This window comes from Alcaligenes ammonioxydans (assembly GCF_019343455.1).
In the GTDB taxonomy this organism is placed as follows: Bacteria; Pseudomonadota; Gammaproteobacteria; order Burkholderiales; family Burkholderiaceae_B; genus Alcaligenes; species Alcaligenes ammonioxydans.
The window spans coordinates 2,058,782-2,076,086 of sequence record NZ_CP049362.1; the positions used below are offsets into that span (position 1 = coordinate 2,058,782).

16 protein-coding genes are annotated in these 17,305 nt (G+C 56.9%); 3 read left to right on the forward strand and 13 right to left on the reverse strand.

Annotation, left to right across the window (positions count from 1 at the left end; translation table 11 throughout):
- Positions 1-83: 83 nt before the first annotated feature.
- Positions 84-437 carry an RnfH family protein gene (locus FE795_RS09485; RefSeq protein ID WP_059317601.1) on the reverse strand — a complete coding sequence of 118 codons (354 nt, stop codon included), beginning with the start codon at positions 435-437 and terminating at the stop codon, positions 84-86.
- On the reverse strand, positions 430-864 hold the full coding sequence (locus tag FE795_RS09490) for a type II toxin-antitoxin system RatA family toxin (RefSeq protein WP_003799783.1): 435 nt from the start codon (positions 862-864) through the stop codon (positions 430-432). The genes FE795_RS09485 and FE795_RS09490 overlap by 8 nt, the downstream gene beginning before the upstream one ends.
- Before the next feature lie 59 nt (positions 865-923).
- Here FE795_RS09490 and smpB point away from each other — a divergent pair, with 59 nt between their 5' ends.
- Positions 924-1,388, forward strand: a complete 465-nt coding sequence (smpB, locus tag FE795_RS09495; protein ID WP_003799781.1) for an SsrA-binding protein SmpB — start codon at positions 924-926, stop codon at positions 1,386-1,388.
- A 32-nt stretch (positions 1,389-1,420) separates the two neighbouring features.
- Here smpB and FE795_RS09500 read toward each other — a convergent pair whose 3' ends face one another.
- On the reverse strand, positions 1,421-2,731 hold the full coding sequence (locus FE795_RS09500; protein WP_219234851.1) for an NAD(P)/FAD-dependent oxidoreductase: 1,311 nt from the start codon (positions 2,729-2,731) through the stop codon (positions 1,421-1,423).
- A 342-nt stretch (positions 2,732-3,073) separates the two neighbouring features.
- Between FE795_RS09500 and FE795_RS09505 the strand changes: the two genes are divergently transcribed.
- The gene (locus FE795_RS09505; protein WP_237714392.1) at positions 3,074-3,715 is read left to right on the forward strand and encodes a TetR/AcrR family transcriptional regulator; all 642 of its coding nucleotides are present in this window, start codon (positions 3,074-3,076) and stop codon (positions 3,713-3,715) included.
- A gap of 436 nt (positions 3,716-4,151) precedes the next feature.
- Here the strand turns inward: FE795_RS09505 and ppsA are convergent, their stop codons facing one another.
- Positions 4,152-6,518, reverse strand: a complete 2,367-nt coding sequence (gene ppsA / locus FE795_RS09510; protein ID WP_003799770.1) for a phosphoenolpyruvate synthase — start codon at positions 6,516-6,518, stop codon at positions 4,152-4,154.
- 169 nt (positions 6,519-6,687) lie between these two features.
- On the opposite strand from ppsA, the gene ppsR reads away from it, so the two are divergent.
- Positions 6,688-7,521, forward strand: a complete 834-nt coding sequence (gene ppsR, locus FE795_RS09515; protein WP_003799769.1) for a posphoenolpyruvate synthetase regulatory kinase/phosphorylase PpsR — start codon at positions 6,688-6,690, stop codon at positions 7,519-7,521.
- Between the two features lie 388 nt (positions 7,522-7,909).
- Here ppsR and FE795_RS09520 read toward each other — a convergent pair whose 3' ends face one another.
- From FE795_RS09520 to rseP, 9 genes are all read right to left on the reverse strand, one after another.
- The gene (locus tag FE795_RS09520; RefSeq protein ID WP_131070601.1) at positions 7,910-8,692 is read right to left on the reverse strand and encodes a TrmH family RNA methyltransferase; all 783 of its coding nucleotides are present in this window, start codon (positions 8,690-8,692) and stop codon (positions 7,910-7,912) included.
- Between the two features lie 10 nt (positions 8,693-8,702).
- Complete coding sequence (gene rnhB, locus FE795_RS09525; protein ID WP_131070602.1) at positions 8,703-9,308, reverse strand: ribonuclease HII; 606 nt, start codon at positions 9,306-9,308, stop codon at positions 8,703-8,705.
- Positions 9,305-10,486 (reverse strand): lipid-A-disaccharide synthase, encoded by a 1,182-nt coding sequence (gene lpxB, locus FE795_RS09530; RefSeq protein WP_219236110.1) that lies wholly within the window; start codon positions 10,484-10,486, stop codon positions 9,305-9,307. Before lpxB ends, rnhB begins: the two co-directional genes overlap by 4 nt.
- A gap of 77 nt (positions 10,487-10,563) precedes the next feature.
- Positions 10,564-11,352: an acyl-ACP--UDP-N-acetylglucosamine O-acyltransferase gene (gene lpxA / locus FE795_RS09535; protein ID WP_003799760.1), complete on the reverse strand. Its 789-nt coding sequence runs from the start codon at positions 11,350-11,352 to the stop codon at positions 10,564-10,566.
- A gap of 3 nt (positions 11,353-11,355) precedes the next feature.
- Positions 11,356-11,811, reverse strand: a complete 456-nt coding sequence (gene fabZ / locus FE795_RS09540) for a 3-hydroxyacyl-ACP dehydratase FabZ (protein WP_003799758.1) — start codon at positions 11,809-11,811, stop codon at positions 11,356-11,358.
- 12 nt (positions 11,812-11,823) lie between these two features.
- Entirely contained in the window at positions 11,824-12,954 is a 1,131-nt protein-coding gene (gene lpxD / locus FE795_RS09545; protein ID WP_003799756.1) for a UDP-3-O-(3-hydroxymyristoyl)glucosamine N-acyltransferase, read from the reverse strand.
- Positions 12,955-12,960: 6 nt separating this feature from the next.
- A complete protein-coding gene (locus FE795_RS09550) occupies positions 12,961-13,515 on the reverse strand; it encodes an OmpH family outer membrane protein (protein ID WP_003799754.1) in 555 nt (184 codons plus the stop codon).
- A 61-nt stretch (positions 13,516-13,576) separates the two neighbouring features.
- Positions 13,577-15,919, reverse strand: a complete 2,343-nt coding sequence (gene bamA, locus FE795_RS09555; RefSeq protein ID WP_003799752.1) for an outer membrane protein assembly factor BamA — start codon at positions 15,917-15,919, stop codon at positions 13,577-13,579.
- A 52-nt stretch (positions 15,920-15,971) separates the two neighbouring features.
- On the reverse strand, positions 15,972-17,294 hold the full coding sequence (gene rseP, locus FE795_RS09560; RefSeq protein ID WP_003799750.1) for an RIP metalloprotease RseP: 1,323 nt from the start codon (positions 17,292-17,294) through the stop codon (positions 15,972-15,974).
- Between the last annotated feature and the right edge of the window lie 11 nt (positions 17,295-17,305).

The window sequence follows — 17,305 nt, forward strand, 5'->3', positions numbered from 1 at the left end:
TCAGCCGTTTCATAGGGGGCAGTGCAAGGCAGGAGGCGACAGTCTAGCCGAAAGTAGCGGCCTGACGCGCAGGCGCAGAAGAACTAGGCGCGGACGGGCTTGCGGCGGGGTCGGGCAGCAGCGCGAGCCGCCAGCTTGTGCGCATAGCGACGGCGGCGGGAGTCCATGGGGTCAAAGACCAGTTCACGGTAGATCTCAACGCGATCCTGATCACGCAACACCTGATCGAGCTGACAGCGCTGGCCATAGACGCCGACCTTCAAGCCCTCCAGGCCCGACGCCTCATCCAGGGGCGGCAAGCCACATTCACGCAATCCTTGCGCAATACCGGCCTGTAGCAAAGCGTCACGCACACAACTGCCAGCCGGCAGGCGCAAGGCGGCTTTCCAGACCTGGGCCTGGGTTGCCACCACAACGCTAACGGATAATTCAGTCACCGTACACCTCTTGTGCGCGACGGGTGAAGGAGTCGATGAAACTGTTGGCAACACGGTTGAAAATGGGACCGACCACCATCTCCAGGGCGCGACTTGAAAATTCGTACTCCATGGTGAACACGATCTTGCACCCGTCTTCCCCCAAGGGCGTAAACTGCCAGTCCCCCGTCAGGGCAGAAAACGGCCCTTTGACCAGGCGCAGCACAATGCGGTTAGGATAGTCGTGTTCGTTACGGGTGGTGAAGGTCTGGCGAATACCCGCGATGCTGATGGTGACTGAGGCTTCCATCCCCTTTTCGTCGCGCTGGCTGACACTGGCGCCACCACACCAAGGCATGAACTCAGGGTATTTTTCCACCTCTGCAACCAGGTCAAACATCTGTTCGCAGCTATAAGGAAGAAGGACGGAGCGTTTTACTGTATGCATCAGGTCTGGTTAATAGATAGAATGTTCTGATTTTACAATCTATGGTTGGCAATTAATTCATGAGTATTGTTGATAATCGCAAGGCTACCCACGAATACTTTATCGAAGAGCGCTTTGAGGCCGGTCTGGTCCTGGAAGGCTGGGAGGTCAAGGCGATCCGGGCTGGGCATGTCCAGCTCAAAGAAAGCTATGTCATCGTGCGCGAGGGCGAGTTGTTTATTTTGGGCATGCACGTCAGTGCCTTGCCCACCGCCTCAACCCATATCCGGCCCGACGCGACTCGTACCCGTAAACTGCTACTCAAAGCCGAGGAGATCAGTAAACTGATCGGCAAGGTTGAGCAGCGCGGTTACGCCCTGGTTCCCCTGAACCTCCACTACAAGAAAGGTCGTATCAAGCTGGACTTCGGTCTGGGGCGCGGTAAAAAACTGCACGATAAACGTGATGTCTCCCGCGACAAAGACTGGAAGCGCGAACAAGAACGCTTGATGAAACACGACACCCGCCGTAAGACAAATGAATAAAACGGGCTGAAAAGCCCGTTTTGTTCTAAATCTCAATGTAATTTAACACGAGGGGCGGCCCGTTTGCTGAGCAAGCGGCCCAAAGCCAGGGTTGCGGTACGTGCAAACCCCAAAATCGCCATGTAATGCATCAGGTGCAGGCTCATGTACATGATGCGCGCCAGCAGCCCTTCCACAAACCAGCTTTTGCCGGACAGCACCCCCATCAGGCTGCCGACACCGCGACTGTGGCCCACCGATACCAGCGAACCATAATCCTTGTAAACAAAGGGCGCTTCATCAACCGGCCTGCCCTGAATGCGTGCCGCCAGCCGTTTGCGCAAATAGCTGGCCTGCTGGTGAGCGACCTGGGCACGGGCAGGCAAAAACTGACCCTCTTTGTCCCATGGCACCTGTGCGCAGTCTCCCAAGGCCCAGATGTAAGGGTCCGGCGTGGCCAGGCAGGCATCGAGCACCAGTTGATTGATTCGGTTAACGGGCAGACCGAACTGCGCCAAAAAGGCGGGGGCTTCAATTCCAGCCGCCCAGACGCAGAGATCATTGGGATATTGCCCCCCTTGCGCGTCCTCAATGTAATCAGCGGCCACTCGGCTGACCCTGACCGAGGTACGCACGGCCACGCCACGCTGCGCCAGCAAACTTTGCGCGGTGGCAGACAGTTTGGGCGGCAAGGCTGAAAGAATACGATCGGCACCTTCCAACAGGGTAATGCACACCTCGCGGTCAGAACTGCTGCCTGGAATACTGTAAATACTCAAATCCGCACGAGCCTCGAGCAGCTCAGCGGCCAGTTCCACCCCGGTTGCCCCGCCCCCCACAATATTGATATAGAGTGGCGCCCCCGGTTCTCGCTGCGCGCGACGGGTCACACTGATCAGTTCATTGAGCAACTTCAAACGAAAACGCTCGGCCTGATGTGTCGAGTCCAGCGCCAGCGCATGCTCATGGGTGCCCGGCGTATTGAAAAAATTCGATTTGCTACCCACAGCCATCACCAAGGTGCCGTAGCTCAGCCTACGCTCGGGAAAGACCTCGTCATGATCGGGCCCCAGAACCGGGGCCAGCGTGATCGTGCGTCGGGCACGGTCTATGCCGGTCATCTCACCTTGAATAAAGGTAAAGCCACAATCGCGCGCCAGCATGAAATACGACAGGCCCTCGCGATGAATATCCAAGGTGCCCGCAGCAACCTCATGCAAGGACGGCTTCCAGATATGGTCGCTGTCTTTATCGACCAAAAAGATATGCTGGCGCCCGAACTGACGCCCCAGCTTGGCGGCCAGCTCCAGCCCACCTGCCCCACCCCCAACGATTACCACTTGATACGGCTGCGTAGTAGACATCCAAAACTCCTTGGGACTTACCTCAAGCAAAGAGAGTATCAGAACCGTCGCCTTATACTTTAAATCAAAACAGATAAGGACTATAGCGATACGCAAACACGATCTGGGTCACTCAGCCAGACGAGCTTGTGGACCGCCAAGGACCCGTGCTGTTTTTAGAGGCCTGAATGGGTAGCAGATCAAAGACTGACGCAAAGAAATACGTCTTTGCGTGGTGCATGGCGTAAAATCGGGACGTTAGTCTTGCCTTCCCTTAACGATCGAAATAGGGCAGCAGCACAACAGCCATTGATACGGTATGATGCTGACTTTGTCCTGTTCACTTCCTTTCTGCCTGCCACTATGCATGACGATGTTCCCCGAAAATCCCAACGTGCGACTCGAAAGGGGCGCGAACGCCGCGACAAAATCCTGGAAGTCGCTTCCGAGGTTTTTCGTGAGAATGGTTTTGAGGCTACGTCCATGTCCCAAATCGCCGCATTGGCAGGCGGTTCCAAGGGCACGCTCTACAATTACTTCCCCTCCAAAGAAGACCTCTTGCTGGCTGTCCTGCTGACGGGAGCCCAGAGATTTACCGAGCAGGTCCTGACCAAGCTGGACTATGAAGGTGATATTCGCGAGGAGTTGCGGCGTTTCCTGCTTCCCATGTTGAGCAACCTGTACTCGAAGCAAACGGCTCAACTGCTACGTATTGTGGTTTCGGTAGGTGGCCATAGCGATATTGGCAAGCGCTTCATGGACATGCTGGACGACCAGATCTGGGATGGTGTGAAGCGTTTTTTTGCCCGCCACATCGAGCGCGGCACCCTGCGCAAGCTGGACCCGACCTTAATGGTGGAACACTTTCGCTGCCTGAGTGAAAGCGAGATTGTGCTGCTGCTCATGGGAGCCATGGAGCCCTGGAGCGAAGAACGCATTCAAAACGAAACCGAACACATTCTGGATATGTTCCTACACGTTTATCAGCTTGACCCAGCCAGTTAAGACACTGGCTTCCTGGAAACCTACCCGACTACGCTGCGCCGCCCGCAGCGTCTTTGCGCCGCCAACCCGGCACACGCACCCCACACACCGAGCCCGCCCTCTGCGCGAAGGCAGCCTAGCAAAGGGGCTTACACCCCTCCTTCCCTCTACCCTGTCCGATCGATAAGGAACTGCCCCTCCTAGGCCTGACCGTGTCCGTGTTCGCGAACGGTGCGTTGAAAAACCGTAGCGGCCTACAGAGACGTTTCGCAATATCGAAGGAGCGGCTAAGGCAAAAGCAAAGTCACTCACAGGGATTGAACCGCCAGCAAGATAACCCTGCCCCCAGATGCAACAACACCCCGGCCTGCCTATTGCACACCGGGGTGTTGTTGTGGCGCTTAGTCACTGGCTTCCGCCAGCACCCTGCCAGGCAGACGCTGGCAGGAATCAGGACTTAAGCCTTGGCCAGACGCTGCCAGGTGTCCACAACCGTGTCAGGGTTCAGCGACAGCGAAATAATGCCCTCTTCGCTCAGCCACTTGGCCAGATCAGGATGGTCGCTGGGGCCTTGGCCGCAAATACCAACGTATTTGTTCTGGGCCAGACATGCCTTGATGGCACGGCTCAGCATGAACTTCACCGCCTCGTCGCGCTCGTCGAAGTCGGCAGCCAGCAGTTCCATACCGGAGTCGCGATCCAGACCCAAAGTCAACTGAGTCATATCGTTGGAACCGATGGAGAATCCGTCAAAGTATTGCAGGAACTTGTCGGCCAAAATGGCGTTGGAAGGTACTTCGCACATCATGATCAGGCGCAGGCCGTTTTCGCCACGAGCCAGACCGTGGGAAGCCAGCAGATCAACCACACGCTCTGCCTGACCCAGGGTACGCACAAATGGCACCATGATCTCGACGTTGGTCAGACCCATTTCGTCACGCACTTTCTTCAGGGCTTCGCATTCCATCTTGAAGCATTCTGCGAAGTCTTCGGACAGGTAGCGAGCCACACCGCGGAAGCCCAGCATGGGATTCTCTTCCTCGGGCTCGTAGCGCGAACCACCCACCAGCTTGCGGTATTCGTTGGACTTGAAGTCCGACAAACGCACAATGACGGGCTTGGGGTAGAAGGAAGCGGCCAGGGTCGCGATACCTTCAGCCAGTTTCTCCACGAAGAAAGCACGTGGGCTGGCGTAGCCACGAGCAGCCGATTCCACCGCCTTTTTCAGGTCGCTATCCACATTGGGATAGTCCAGAACCGCCTTGGGGTGAATGGCGATGTTGTTGTTGATGATGAATTCCAGACGAGCCAGACCCACACCATCGTTGGGGATTTGCGAGAAGTCGAAAGCCAGTTGTGGGTTACCCACGTTCATCATGATTTTCAGACCGATCTCGGGCATCTGGCCCCAGCTGACTTCTTCGATCTCGGTTTCCAGCAGACCGTCGTAAATACGGCCTTCGTCGCCTTCCGCACACGACACCGTCACTTCCTGACCTTCTTTCAGCACGTCGGTGGCGTTGTTGCAACCGACCACGGCGGGGATGCCCAGTTCGCGAGCAATAATCGCAGCGTGGCAGGTACGGCCGCCACGGTTGGTGACAATAGCCGACGCCAGCTTCATGATGGGTTCCCAGTTGGGGTCCGTCATGTCAGTCACCAGCACGTCGCCGGGTTTGACCAGATCCATCTCGGAGGCGTCAGCCACGATGCGGACTTTACCCGAGCCGATCTTCTGGCCAATGGCGCGGCCAGTGACCAGCACCTCGCCCGTGGCTTTCAGGCGGTAACGCTCTTGCACATCGTTGCTGCCTTGCTGGGACTTCACAGTCTCGGGACGGGCTTGCAGGATGTAGATCTTGCCATCGATGCCATCACGGCCCCACTCAATGTCCATAGGACGCTGGTAGTGTTTTTCAATGATGGTGGCGTAACGGGCCAGTTCGATCACTTCTTCGTCGCTCAGGGAGTAACGATTGCGCTCGGACACAGGTACGTCCACGGTACGCACAGCGTGATCGGTGGTACGACTTTCGTCAAATTCCATCTTGATCAGCTTGGAGCCGATACGGCGGCTGATGATGGGGTAGTGACCGGAAGCCAGGGTTGGCTTGTACACGTAGAACTCGTCCGGATTGACCGAACCTTGAACCACGGTTTCGCCCAGACCATAGGAGGAGGTCAGGAAAACGACGTCCTTGAAGCCCGATTCGGTGTCCAGGGTGAACATCACACCGGCGCTGCCCTTGTCCGAGCGCACCATACGCTGAATACCCGCGGACAGCGCTACTTCAGCGTGAGCGTAGCCCTTGTGGACACGGTAGGAAATAGCGCGGTCGTTGTACAGGGAAGCAAACACGTGATGAATCTTGCTCAACACCTCGTCGATGCCCACCACGTTCAGGTAGGTTTCCTGCTGACCGGCAAAGGAAGCATCAGGCAAGTCTTCGGCGGTGGCGGACGAACGCACGGCAAAGGAACCCTTGCCGTCAGCGTCCAGCTCGGCAAACGCCTCACGTACGGCTTTTTCAAACTCGGCCGGGAACGGCGTGTCGATGATCCACTGACGGATTTCGGCACCGGCCGCAGCCAGTTCACGAACGTCGTCGGCATCCAAAGCGTCCAGACGCTGCTGAATGCGCTTGTCCAGATCGTTGTTTTTCAGGAAAACGCGGAATGCTTCGGCTGTGGTGGCAAAACCACCTGGCACGCGCACACCGGCATCGGCCAGTTGGCTGATCATTTCACCCAGCGAGGCGTTTTTACCGCCTACTGTGTCGACGTCCGTCATGCGGAGCTTGTCGAAACCAATTACGTAAGACATAAGTCACCTTGAATAGAAAAAAAAGCGTGTTTGCTTAAGACAGGGACCGTCACAGCGGTGTCTGTGCAATCTGTCTTAAGCAAACCTGCCTTTCCATACCCCGATTCGACCGGTAAATGGTAATCTTGCAAATTGTACCGTTTCCCGAGCTTTGTGCACGACTTATTCCATGTCTTCTTCTCCTATTGAGCGTACCGTCTTTGTCGTTTCCGACAGCACGGGCATTACCGCCGAAACTTTCAGCAACTCCGTCCTGTCGCAATTCGCTCAATTCGAATTTCAGGCCGTCCGGATTCCCTTCATCGACACCATCGAGAAAGCCCAGTCTGTCGCAGACCGCATCAATCAGTGTGCCCAGGACCAGGGTCAGCAGCCCCTGGTGTTCAGCACCTTGGTCGACCCCAAGATGGCCCACATCATTGGCGCGGCCAACTGCACTTTCCTGGATTTGTTTGGTGCCTTTGTACGACACATTGAGCGTGCTCTGGGCGTGAAATCCAGCCGTTCCGTAGGCCGTTCGCACTCGGGCGGCATGTCCAAGCGCTATAACAGCCGCATTGAAGCCATCAACTTCAGCCTGGCCCACGACGATGGCCAGTATGTGAATGGCCTGGAACAAGCCGATGTGATTCTGGTGGGCGTGTCACGCTGCGGCAAAACCCCGACCAGCTTGTACTTGGCCATGCAGTACGCTGTCAAGGCCGCCAATTACCCGCTGATTCCGGAAGACTTTCAGCGCGGCACCCTGCCAGCCACCCTGGCCCCCTACCGAAAAAAGATCTTTGGTTTATCCATTCATCCGGACCGCCTGTCCGAAGTGCGCAATGAACGTCGTCCCGACAGCAAGTACGCCTCGATTGAGCAGTGCCGCATGGAAGTCGCCGAGGCAGAACGCCTGATGCGCATGGAAGGCATCCCCTGGTTGTCGACCACGACCAAATCGATTGAGGAAATCTCCACCAAGATTCTGGATGATGTCGGTTTGGACCGCCGTTCTTACTGAAGTCGACGCCAGCGTTTGCCCGCAGTGCAACAAAGCGGAGCGGCAATGAGCGTAAGGCCTGAGTCGGTGTTTCACCGAACTCGGGCTTTTTTTATTTAACCCTTCTCCGGCCCACGTATCCCGCAGCACCAGCCGTATGTACGGCAGAATGTACCTCCCTGATCTGCCTTCGCCCCGGCTCTCAGGCGCGAGCATGCCCATCACGCTGGACGGCAGAGTCATCACCGCTTGTTTAGCCCCTCAAGACACGCCGCACGCGACATCGTCAAGGTCGTGGAGAGGGGGATTGCAAGGCTGTCTGTCCGACCCGTGCCACGACAAATTCAGCCCACGTCTTGCCCAGGCCACGCAAGGAGCATGCCGCTGCCACCCACCCACAGCAGCGCTATTACTTTCTATGCTGGCGACGCTGTTCGTACAAACACAGCGCCGTGGCAATGGCCACATTCAGGGACTCCACCCCGGGCGCCTGGGGGATGAACAAACGCTGGCTGGCTTTAGCCAGCAAAGCAGGACTGACGCCCTGCCCCTCGTTGCCAAACACCCATATTGCGTGTGCAGGCAAGGCAGATTCATACAGGTCTTGAGTGTCAGGCCCCAGAGAGGTCACCAAAACCGGCAAGCCGGCTTTCTCAAGCAGTTCCAGGCCCTCGACCTGCTCATGAATCTGAATAGAAAAATGCGCGCCTTGTGCGCTACGCAGCACCTTCTGGGACCAGACACTGGCGCAGCCCGGCGTCAAGTAGACCGCCTCCATGCCCACCGCCACGGCGGTTCGCAGTACGGTGCCCACATTGCCGGGGTCCTGCACCTGATCGAGCAAGACTGCACTTCCAGCAGGCGCTGTCCACGCCTGCCCGCGCGGCACACGCACAATAAAGCCGACGCCTTGCCCCTGGCCTACCTGGGACACCGCATTCATCAGCGTGGCATTGAACGTCACACTGAGATGACCCGGTAAAAAACGAGCCAGTTCCAACAGCTCGTCCGAATGGCGATCCATTTCAAACACCGCCAGTTCCGGCAAGCCACGGCGCTCCAGCCACATCTGGCAGAGATGGATGCCTTCCAACCAAATCAGCTGATCGCCCCCATCCAGCTCGCGTTTGTCGTGAGCCAGGCGCTGCACTCGTTTGAAAAGCGCATTATCTTTGGATTCAATCAGCCTCATTTTCTTCAACTTACCTAACTAGAGATGCGCGTACCGGCGCGAAACTTCGACGATGCTCGGGACACGGCCCGTGCTGGGACAAACGTTGCAGATGAAAGGCCGTCCCATAGCCTTTGTGCTGGTCAAAACCGTATTCGGGATAGTCTCGGTGCAATTCCAGACAGACTGCATCCCGCGCTGTTTTCGCCAAAATTGATGCAGCCGCAATGGCAGCATGGCTGGCGTCACCTTTGATGATGGCTTCTGCCGGGCAACACAGGCCAGTGGGAATGCGATTGCCGTCCACCAAGGCCTGTTCGGGTTTGACACTCAGGCCATTGCAGGCTCGCTGCATCGCCAACATGGCCGCGTGCAAGATATTGATGTCGTCAATTTCCGCCACACTAGCGCTGGCAATTTCCCAGGCCAACGCCCTTTCCTTGATCAACACCGCCAAGGCTTCACGCCGTTTGGCGGTCAGCTTTTTGGAATCATTCAGGCCTTCAATGGGATTGCTCGGGTCCAGAATCACGGCAGCGGCAAAGACGGGACCTGCCAGAGGGCCACGCCCTGCCTCATCCAGCCCCGCCACCAAACCCGCCGAGGCATTACTGACTAATAAATCCAGCTGCTTCATGCACGCGCCATATTCACAATGACCTCGGCCGCCAACGCGGGCGTATCCCGACGCAAGGTCAAATGCATTTCGGTAAAGACTTGCTCGATATGTGCCACATAGCTCTGATCGCTCAAGGCTTTCCAGCACTCTTGCGCCAGCTTCCTGGGCTCGGCGTCTTCTTGCAGCAGTTCAGGTACGACAAAATCCCGAGCCAGCACATTAGGCAAACCCACCCAAGGCACATAAGGCCGGTCCTGACCAGACTTCCACCGTATGATGCGCTCCATCATGGGGCTGAGCACATATGAAATAACCATAGGCCGCTTGTACAAGGCGGTTTCCAGACTGGCAGTACCACTGGCCACCAGCACAGCGTCACTGGCTTCCATCACCGTCCAGGCGGGTGGACGAACCACGCCTTCCGAATCAGGCTGACGAATACCGGCTGTATTGGCATCAATAATGTGCAAGTTACGGACGGGGTGTTGGGCCAGTGCTTCCTCAAATTCCTGACGGCGCTTAGGATTGACCATGGGCACCAGAATCATCAAATCCGGCTCCTGGTCCTGCAAGATCTGCACCGCCTGCAAAAAACGGGGTGACAGCATCTTGACCTCGGAAGACCGGCTGCCAGGCAAGACGCCCAATATACGCCCTGTCTCGGGCAAGCCCAGCCGCCGACGCGCGTCGGCCTTGTCCGGCTGCAAGGGAATATTCGCCGCCAGGGGGTGACCCACATAGGTCACGGGAATGCCTTCCTTCTCGTAGATCTCGGTCTCGAAAGGAAACAGCACCAACATGTGAGACACGGCTTCGCGGATTTTATGGATGCGCTCATAGCGCCAGGCCCAGATGGAGGGCCCCACAAAATGCACCGTTGGAACCCCGGCCTGACGCAGACGATGTTCCAGACGCAAGTTGAAGTCGGGGGCATCGATGCCTACAAACACATCAGGGCGTTGCCGCAACCACTGATTGCGCATGCCCAGGTAGGTAGAAACCAGCCCGGGAATGCGTTTCAGCGCCTCGACATAACCGAATACCGTCAAGGCATCCATGGGATAAAACTGATGAAATTGCTGCGCCGCCATTTCGGGTCCGCCTATGCCCTCTACCCGCAAGTCGGGATGGCCTTGGCGCAAGCCTTGAATGATACGAGCCGCCAGCAAATCGCCAGAGGGCTCACCCGCCACCATCCCAATGCGCAAATCCTGCTTGACCCCTGTCTGCCCCGACCCGCCTGAACGTGCCGCTACTGGGCTGGAGGCGCTGCTCATGGTCGGCAAATACCCCGACTGGAATCGTTCAGAAAATCGATCATGACCTGAACCGCTGCCCGGCAGTCGGGCTGCGCCTGCTGCAAGGCCTGCATCTGCTCAACGGCCTGCTCGACGGTCAATTTACGACGGTACAGCAGCTTGTAGCTTTCCTTGACCGCCGAAATAGCGTCGGCAGAAAAGTGACGACGACCCAGGCCTTCGCTATTGACACCGACTGGACGGAATGGATCACCTGCACCGATCACGTAAGGAGGAATGTCCTGACGGACCGAGCTGGTGCCACCAATCATGCTGTGCGCACCGATGCGACCGAACTGATGCACGGCGGTCAAGCCGCCCAGAATGGCCCAGTCGCCAATATGCACATGGCCGCCCAACTGAACACTATTGGCAATAATCGTATGACTGCCGATCTGGCAATCGTGCGCAATATGGGTGTAGGCCATGATCCAGTTGTCGTTGCCAACACGGGTCACTCCCACATCCTGCACCGTGCCGGTGTTAATGGTGACGTATTCACGAACCATATTGCCATCGCCGATTTCCAGACGAGTGGGTTCCCCGGCGTACTTCTTGTCCTGCGGCATGCCCCCGATGGAGCAGAAACGGTAGAAATGGTTGTTGCGACCGATCGTGGTCACGCCATCTATCACGCAGTGCGGGCCTACTTTGGTGCCCGCCCCTATCGTGACATTGGGCCCAATGATGCTGTAGGGCCCGACCTCGACATCATCGGCAAGCTGAGCGCCCGCTTCGATAATGGCCGTTTCATGAATACGCATAAACTATTCTTCCAATTGTCGGATAGCACACATGATTTTGGCTTCGGCGACCACTTGGCCGTCCACCAATGCGCGACCCGTGTACTTGCACAACGCGCGGCTGATGCGGTCAGCCGTCACTTCCAGGCGCAGTTGATCGCCCGGCATCACGGGTTTGCGAAAACGCGCACCATCCACGCCGACCAGATAGTAAGCCAGCTTGTTGTCCACTTTCGCGTACGGATCTTCAGGATCAGTAAACGAGAACAAGGCGGCGGCCTGGGCCATGGCTTCAATGATCAAGACCCCAGGCATAACCGGCATGTGCGGAAAGTGGCCAGTAAAAAAGGGTTCATTCATCGACACGTTCTTGATGGCGACGATGCTCTTGCCAGGCACCAGTTCCAAAACGCGATCCACCAGCAACATCGGGTAACGATGAGGAAGGCGATCCATAATTTGTCGAATGTCGAGTTCCATGTCCTGTCCTGCTTAATTTTTATTGATATGTTCAGATGATTCATTTGCTCCATCCGCCTGCTGCCGTTCCAAGGAACGCAGGCGACGGCGCAAACCGCTCAATTGCCCCAGCACGGCAGCATTTTTCTGCCAGTCCTGATGCCCCGCAAAGGGATAAACTCCGGTGTAACGTCCGGGCTGGCTGATGCTGGAAGTAACGGCGGTACCGCCCGAGATGTGCACATCATCACCCAAGACCAGATGCCCGGACAGCATGGCCGCCCCGGCAATCGTGCACCGCGCCCCGATCCGGGTTGAGCCGGCCACCCCCACACAGGCCGCCATGGCCGTATGTTCACCGACCTGCACGTTGTGCCCGATCATGATCTGATTGTCCAGCTTGACCCCATTGGCCAGCACCGTATCGTCCAACGCTCCTCGGTCCACCGTGGTGTTGGCTCCGATTTCAACATCGTCACCAATCCGCACGTGACCGATCTGCGCAATCTTGGCCCAGGCGCCCTGACCCTTGACGGGGTCCGGAGCAAAACCAAAGCCGTCTGCACCAAGCACCACACCCGAATGCAAAATGGCGCGATCACCAATATGCACCTCGTGATACAGGGTCACGCGCGCATGCAGCAAACAGTCCTGCCCCAAGGTAGAGCCTGCGCCGATCACGCAATGCGCACCCAAGCGGGTGCCCCGTCCGATCTTGACGCCTGCCTCCACCACACAAAATGGACCGATCGACACACCATCGCCCAATGCAGCACTGGGATCAATCACAGCGCTGGGGTGAATACCCGTGGGCAACTGAGCCATCCGCACTTGATCAAAACGCTGTGCGAGCAGCGCATACATCAAATACGGCTGAGAGCACAGAACCGGGATAAAGGAGGGCTCAACGTCCAGACCTTCGTAGACTTGCGGCGTCAAAATCACCACCGCGGCGGCAGTCTGCTGCAGCAGATCCTGCATCTTGGGATTGGATAGAAAGCTGATTTCTTCCGGGCCCGCAGAAAGCAAAGAGCCTAGGCCCCGAATCCGGGGCATAGGCTCTTTCACGCCTTCTGGCAGCTTGCAATCCAGTCCGGTCTTGTTGATGGCGTCTATAAGTTCAGACAGCTGTACAGCCTGATCAACGTTCAGCAATACCGGCATAGTGCATCAACCGCCCAATGCTTTCAGAACTTCCTCGGTGATGTCCACACGTGGGCTAACCGTTACGGCGTCCTGAATGATCAGGTCGTAGCCCTGGGAGTCAGCAATACGTTTGATGGCGGCATCAGCCTGCTCAACAATGGCCGAGAATTCTTCGTTGCGGCGACGATTGAAGTCTTCCTGGAACTCGCGGCGTTTGCGCTGCAGGTCGGAATCCAGATCAGCCAGCTGGCGCTGACGCTTGACGCGATCAGACTCGGACAGCACAGGAGCGTCCTTGTCGAATTTCTGAGCTTGCGAACGCAGGTTGTTGGCCATGCGCTCCAGCTCTTCGTCACGGCGCTTGAATTCTGCCTCGATCTTGGTCTGGGCCGCTTTGGCTGGCTTGGAGTCGCGCAAAATGCGCTCTGTGCTGACAAAACCGATTTTTGTCTGTGCCTGAACAACAGGTGCAGCGGTCATGGCGCCAACACCCAGCGCGGCAGCCAGAACGAGCGCTTTATTGCCACGCGACAAGCTGCGGGCGATGTTTGTAAGTTTTAATGCGATGTTTGACTTCATGAAAAATCTACCTTGCAAATTAGGCTGCAGAATAGTGCAATTGTGCCACTAAACACGAACATCAGAAAGCGGTACCAATCTGGAACTGGAAGGCTTGTTTATCGTCGCCTTCCTTGGCGCGCAAGGCGCGACCGTAGGACAGTTGCAAAGGACCCAGCGGGGATTCCCACGACAAGCCCAGACCGGCGGCGTACTTCCAGCCGCAGGGATCTTCAGATCGACGATCAGGGCGACCCATTGCACAACCACCGCTCGTGTTGTCGACCTTGCCAGCATCGGCAAAAACGAACCAACGCAAGGTGCGGTCACGTGATGCGCCTGGGAACGGCAGGTACAGCTGGGCATTGGCCACCATACGGCGCGAACCACCCAGATAGTCACCGGTCAGGGTGTCTCGTGGGCCCAGGGAAGCACCCTCGTAACCACGTACCGAACCGATACCACCGGCGTAAACGTTCTTGATAACCGGGAAAGTCTTGCTGCCAATGCTGCGACCATAGTCAATCGCTCCATTCAAGGCCAGCGTGTATGCGCGACCCAATGGAATGTAGTGCTGATGGCTGGCGCGCAGCATGTAGTAGCGCAAATCCAGCGTACCCATATCGGCCGACAAGCTGGTCAGGCTTCCCTTCTTGGGAGCAATCGCGCTGTCACGGGTATCTTTGGACCAACCCAGATTGAAAATGAAGGTGTTGGTACGCTCACCATACTCCTGCACATAATCCTGGTAGGCAAGCGGAGTGTACTGAGGGCTCAGACGCGATAGTTTGTTCTGCTCGAAATTGACGCCCATGAAAATACGGTCGTATTCCGAGATGGGCACACCAAAGTTCAAACCGGCACCGATGGCGGTGTTCTGGTAGTCGCCCCAGCCGTCATTGGACTGGTAGGGCGTGGTACGACGATAGTAAATCGAGGTCGTTTTACTGATGCCGTCTGTTGTCCAATACGGATTGGTATGGCTGATTACCGCTGTGCGGTTCACCTTGCTGGTATTGACCTGCAAGGACAAGCTATTGCCACTACCGAAAATATTGTCCTGGCTGATCCCGGCCGAGAGCATCAGCTTATCGGTGGAGCCATACCCGACACCCAGGTTGACCAGACCCGTGGGTTTTTCCTTGACGTCCACCTGGACGTCCACCTGATCCGGCGAGCCGGGCACAGGCTTGGTATTGACATCCACTTCATTGAAGTAGCCCAGACGATCCACGCGATCACGGGAGAACTTGATGGCGTCCGAATCGTACCAGGCAGCCTCCTGCTGACGCATCTCTCGGCGCACGACCTCGTCACGCGTGCGGACGTTGCCGCCCACCTCGATACGGCGCACATACACGCGACGGCCCGGATCAACATAGAAGGTCAGGTCAGCCGTATGATTTTCGCGATCCAGGACCGGATTGGGGTTGGCGTTGGCGAACGCATAGCCCAGGCCACCCAGGTATTCGGTAATGGCTTTCACCGTACCGCTGGTTTTCTCCGAGGAGAACACCTCCCCCTCTTTTTGCTGAACCAGTGGTTGAATCTGATCATCCAGACCCAGCAAGTCACCGGCCAGCTTCACGCTGCTCAGCGTGTACGGCTTGCCTTCATGAATCGTCAGGGTGATGTAAATGTCTTTGCGATCGGGCGAAATCGACACCTGAGGCGGCTCGGCGGAATACTCCAGAAAGCCTCGATTCAGGTAGTAGGAACGGATGCGTTCCATGTCACCTTCCAGCTTCTCGCGGGAATACTTGTCGGTGCCCGTGTACCAGGTCATCATGCCCGAGGTGGTCAGCTCCATCTGGTCGAGCAAATCGCTTTGCGAGAACGCCTCGGTACCGACAATGCGAATTTCCTTGATCTTGGCCAGACCGCCTTCAAAGATGTCAAAGCTGACGCCGACACGGTTACGCGGCAACGGCGTGATGATAGGGGTAATTTCCACCCCGTACTTGCCCTTGGACAAGTACTGCTGTTTCAGCTCAAACTCGGCCCGTTCCAGCATGGAACGGTCAAAAACCCGCCCTTCTCCAAAGCCTACCTGAGCCAGGGAGTTGGTAATATTCTTGGCATCGAACTCGCGCATGCCGTTAAAAGATATGGAGGCGATGGTTGGGCGCTCTTTGACATTGACGATCAGCACATTGGTGCCCGTGTCAATTTGCACATCACTAAAAAAGCCTGTGGCGTACAGACGCTGAATGGCATCTGCGGCCTGCTCTTCCGAGAAGGACTCACCAACCTTGACAGGCAAAGACGCGAACACGGCGCCGGGATCGACCCGCTGGATACCGTTGACTTGAATATCGCGCACGACAAACGGTGCAAATGCATTCGCCAAGGCGGGAGCAAGCAAACTTGCCACCAATACGGGCAGAACACGCAACGCAAAAGTAGGTTTCCGGCTAAACGACATCCTGGACAATCCTTGGTCGGTCAAATGGTTGGAAATTGTATGCCACCCGCTCTCAACTGAAAAGGCGGGTGATGTCATTAAAAAAAGCAATACTCATCAGTACGGCCAACAAGGCCAAACCCAGGCGCTGACCCAGCAGCATCATGCGCTCCGAAGCGGGCTTGCCGCGTACGGCTTCGATGGCATAGTACAGTAGATGCCCACCATCCAGCATAGGTACGGGCAATAAATTCAGTAAACCAATGCTAATACTGATCAGCGCCAGGAAATTCAGGTAGGCGATCAAGCCTATTCTGGCGGTCTGACCCGCATAATCGGCAATAGTAACCGGCCCGCTGACATTCCGTACAGAGACTTCCCCGGTAATCATGCGCCCAATCATCTTCAAAGAGAACCAGAATGTCTGAGCCGTACGGGTAAATCCGCGCTCCACGCTCTCGATAGGGCCATAACGTACCAGTGTCATGGGCATGTCTGCCGCCACCTGCGCACCAATGCGTCCCAGCCCTTGCGAATCGCTCGCGGGCGTGACCAGCAAACGCTCAAGCTCACCCGCACGCAGTACATCCAGCTCCAGGGTCTGGCCGGCCGATTGTTGCACTTTTTGGACAAACGGGGTGATGCCGGGCTCGGCCAGATCACCCAGGCGGACGATGACATCCCCTTCTTTCAGCCCGCCCTGCTCGGCCGCACTTTCCTTGAACACTTCCTGCACAATCGAACGAGCCGGACGCAGAACCAGGCCTGCCTGGGCCATCAGGTCCTGTCCATCCGGCAAAATCTCGCCGGCCGGCAAAGTCAGGTAACGATTTTGTTCCCGCCCCAGTTGGTCTTTCACCCCCACTTCCAGCTCGCCGCCGGAAGACAAGGCATCCATGAATGCCCAACGCGCCTGCAACCAGGAATCAACAGGCTTGCCATCGACCGACACCAAACGGTCTCCCGCCTGAAAGCCGGCCTGTGCAGCAGGCGTCCCTGCAGGCACGGGGCCGATTTGCGCAATGGGCTCTTGCGTGCCCAACAAACCGACCACGGCGTAGATCACCACGGCCAGGATCAGGTTCGCCAGGGGACCGGCCAGCACAATGGCGGCCCGCTGACGCAAGGGTTTGTGATTGAAGGATTCGTTGATCTGCGCCTGCGTCGCGTGAGCAGGTGGATCGTTCTGCATGGCCACATAGCCACCTAAGGGCAGCGCCGATACGGCCCATTCAGTGCCGTTCCTGTCGAAACGACGGTACAACACCTTGCCAAAACCAATAGAAAAGCGCTCGACACGGACTCCACAACGACGAGCCACCCAGTAATGACCCAGCTCGTGAAAGGTCACCAGCACGCCCAGGGCCACCAGGAAAGCCAGAACGGTGAAGAGCATGTTAATTCCTG

Excerpts from the sequence above, each read along its gene's own strand:
- FE795_RS09490 (WP_003799783.1), bottom strand. The coding sequence starts at position 864 with ATGCATACAGTAAAACGCTCCGTCCTTCTTCCTTATAGCTGCGAACAG.
- smpB (WP_003799781.1), top strand. The coding sequence starts at position 924 with ATGAGTATTGTTGATAATCGCAAGGCTACCCACGAATACTTTATCGAA.
- FE795_RS09500 (WP_219234851.1), bottom strand. The coding sequence starts at position 2,731 with ATGTCTACTACGCAGCCGTATCAAGTGGTAATCGTTGGGGGTGGGGCA.
- FE795_RS09505 (WP_237714392.1), top strand. The coding sequence starts at position 3,074 with ATGCATGACGATGTTCCCCGAAAATCCCAACGTGCGACTCGAAAGGGG.
- ppsA (WP_003799770.1), bottom strand. The coding sequence starts at position 6,518 with ATGTCTTACGTAATTGGTTTCGACAAGCTCCGCATGACGGACGTCGAC.
- ppsR (WP_003799769.1), top strand. The coding sequence starts at position 6,688 with ATGTCTTCTTCTCCTATTGAGCGTACCGTCTTTGTCGTTTCCGACAGC.
- FE795_RS09520 (WP_131070601.1), bottom strand. The coding sequence starts at position 8,692 with ATGAGGCTGATTGAATCCAAAGATAATGCGCTTTTCAAACGAGTGCAG.
- rnhB (WP_131070602.1), bottom strand. The coding sequence starts at position 9,308 with ATGAAGCAGCTGGATTTATTAGTCAGTAATGCCTCGGCGGGTTTGGTG.
- lpxB (WP_219236110.1), bottom strand. The coding sequence starts at position 10,486 with ATGGTGGCGGGTGAGCCCTCTGGCGATTTGCTGGCGGCTCGTATCATT.
- lpxA (WP_003799760.1), bottom strand. The coding sequence starts at position 11,352 with ATGCGTATTCATGAAACGGCCATTATCGAAGCGGGCGCTCAGCTTGCC.
- fabZ (WP_003799758.1), bottom strand. The coding sequence starts at position 11,811 with ATGGAACTCGACATTCGACAAATTATGGATCGCCTTCCTCATCGTTAC.
- lpxD (WP_003799756.1), bottom strand. The coding sequence starts at position 12,954 with ATGCCGGTATTGCTGAACGTTGATCAGGCTGTACAGCTGTCTGAACTT.
- FE795_RS09550 (WP_003799754.1), bottom strand. The coding sequence starts at position 13,515 with ATGAAGTCAAACATCGCATTAAAACTTACAAACATCGCCCGCAGCTTG.
- bamA (WP_003799752.1), bottom strand. The coding sequence starts at position 15,919 with ATGTCGTTTAGCCGGAAACCTACTTTTGCGTTGCGTGTTCTGCCCGTA.
- rseP (WP_003799750.1), bottom strand. The coding sequence starts at position 17,294 with ATGCTCTTCACCGTTCTGGCTTTCCTGGTGGCCCTGGGCGTGCTGGTG.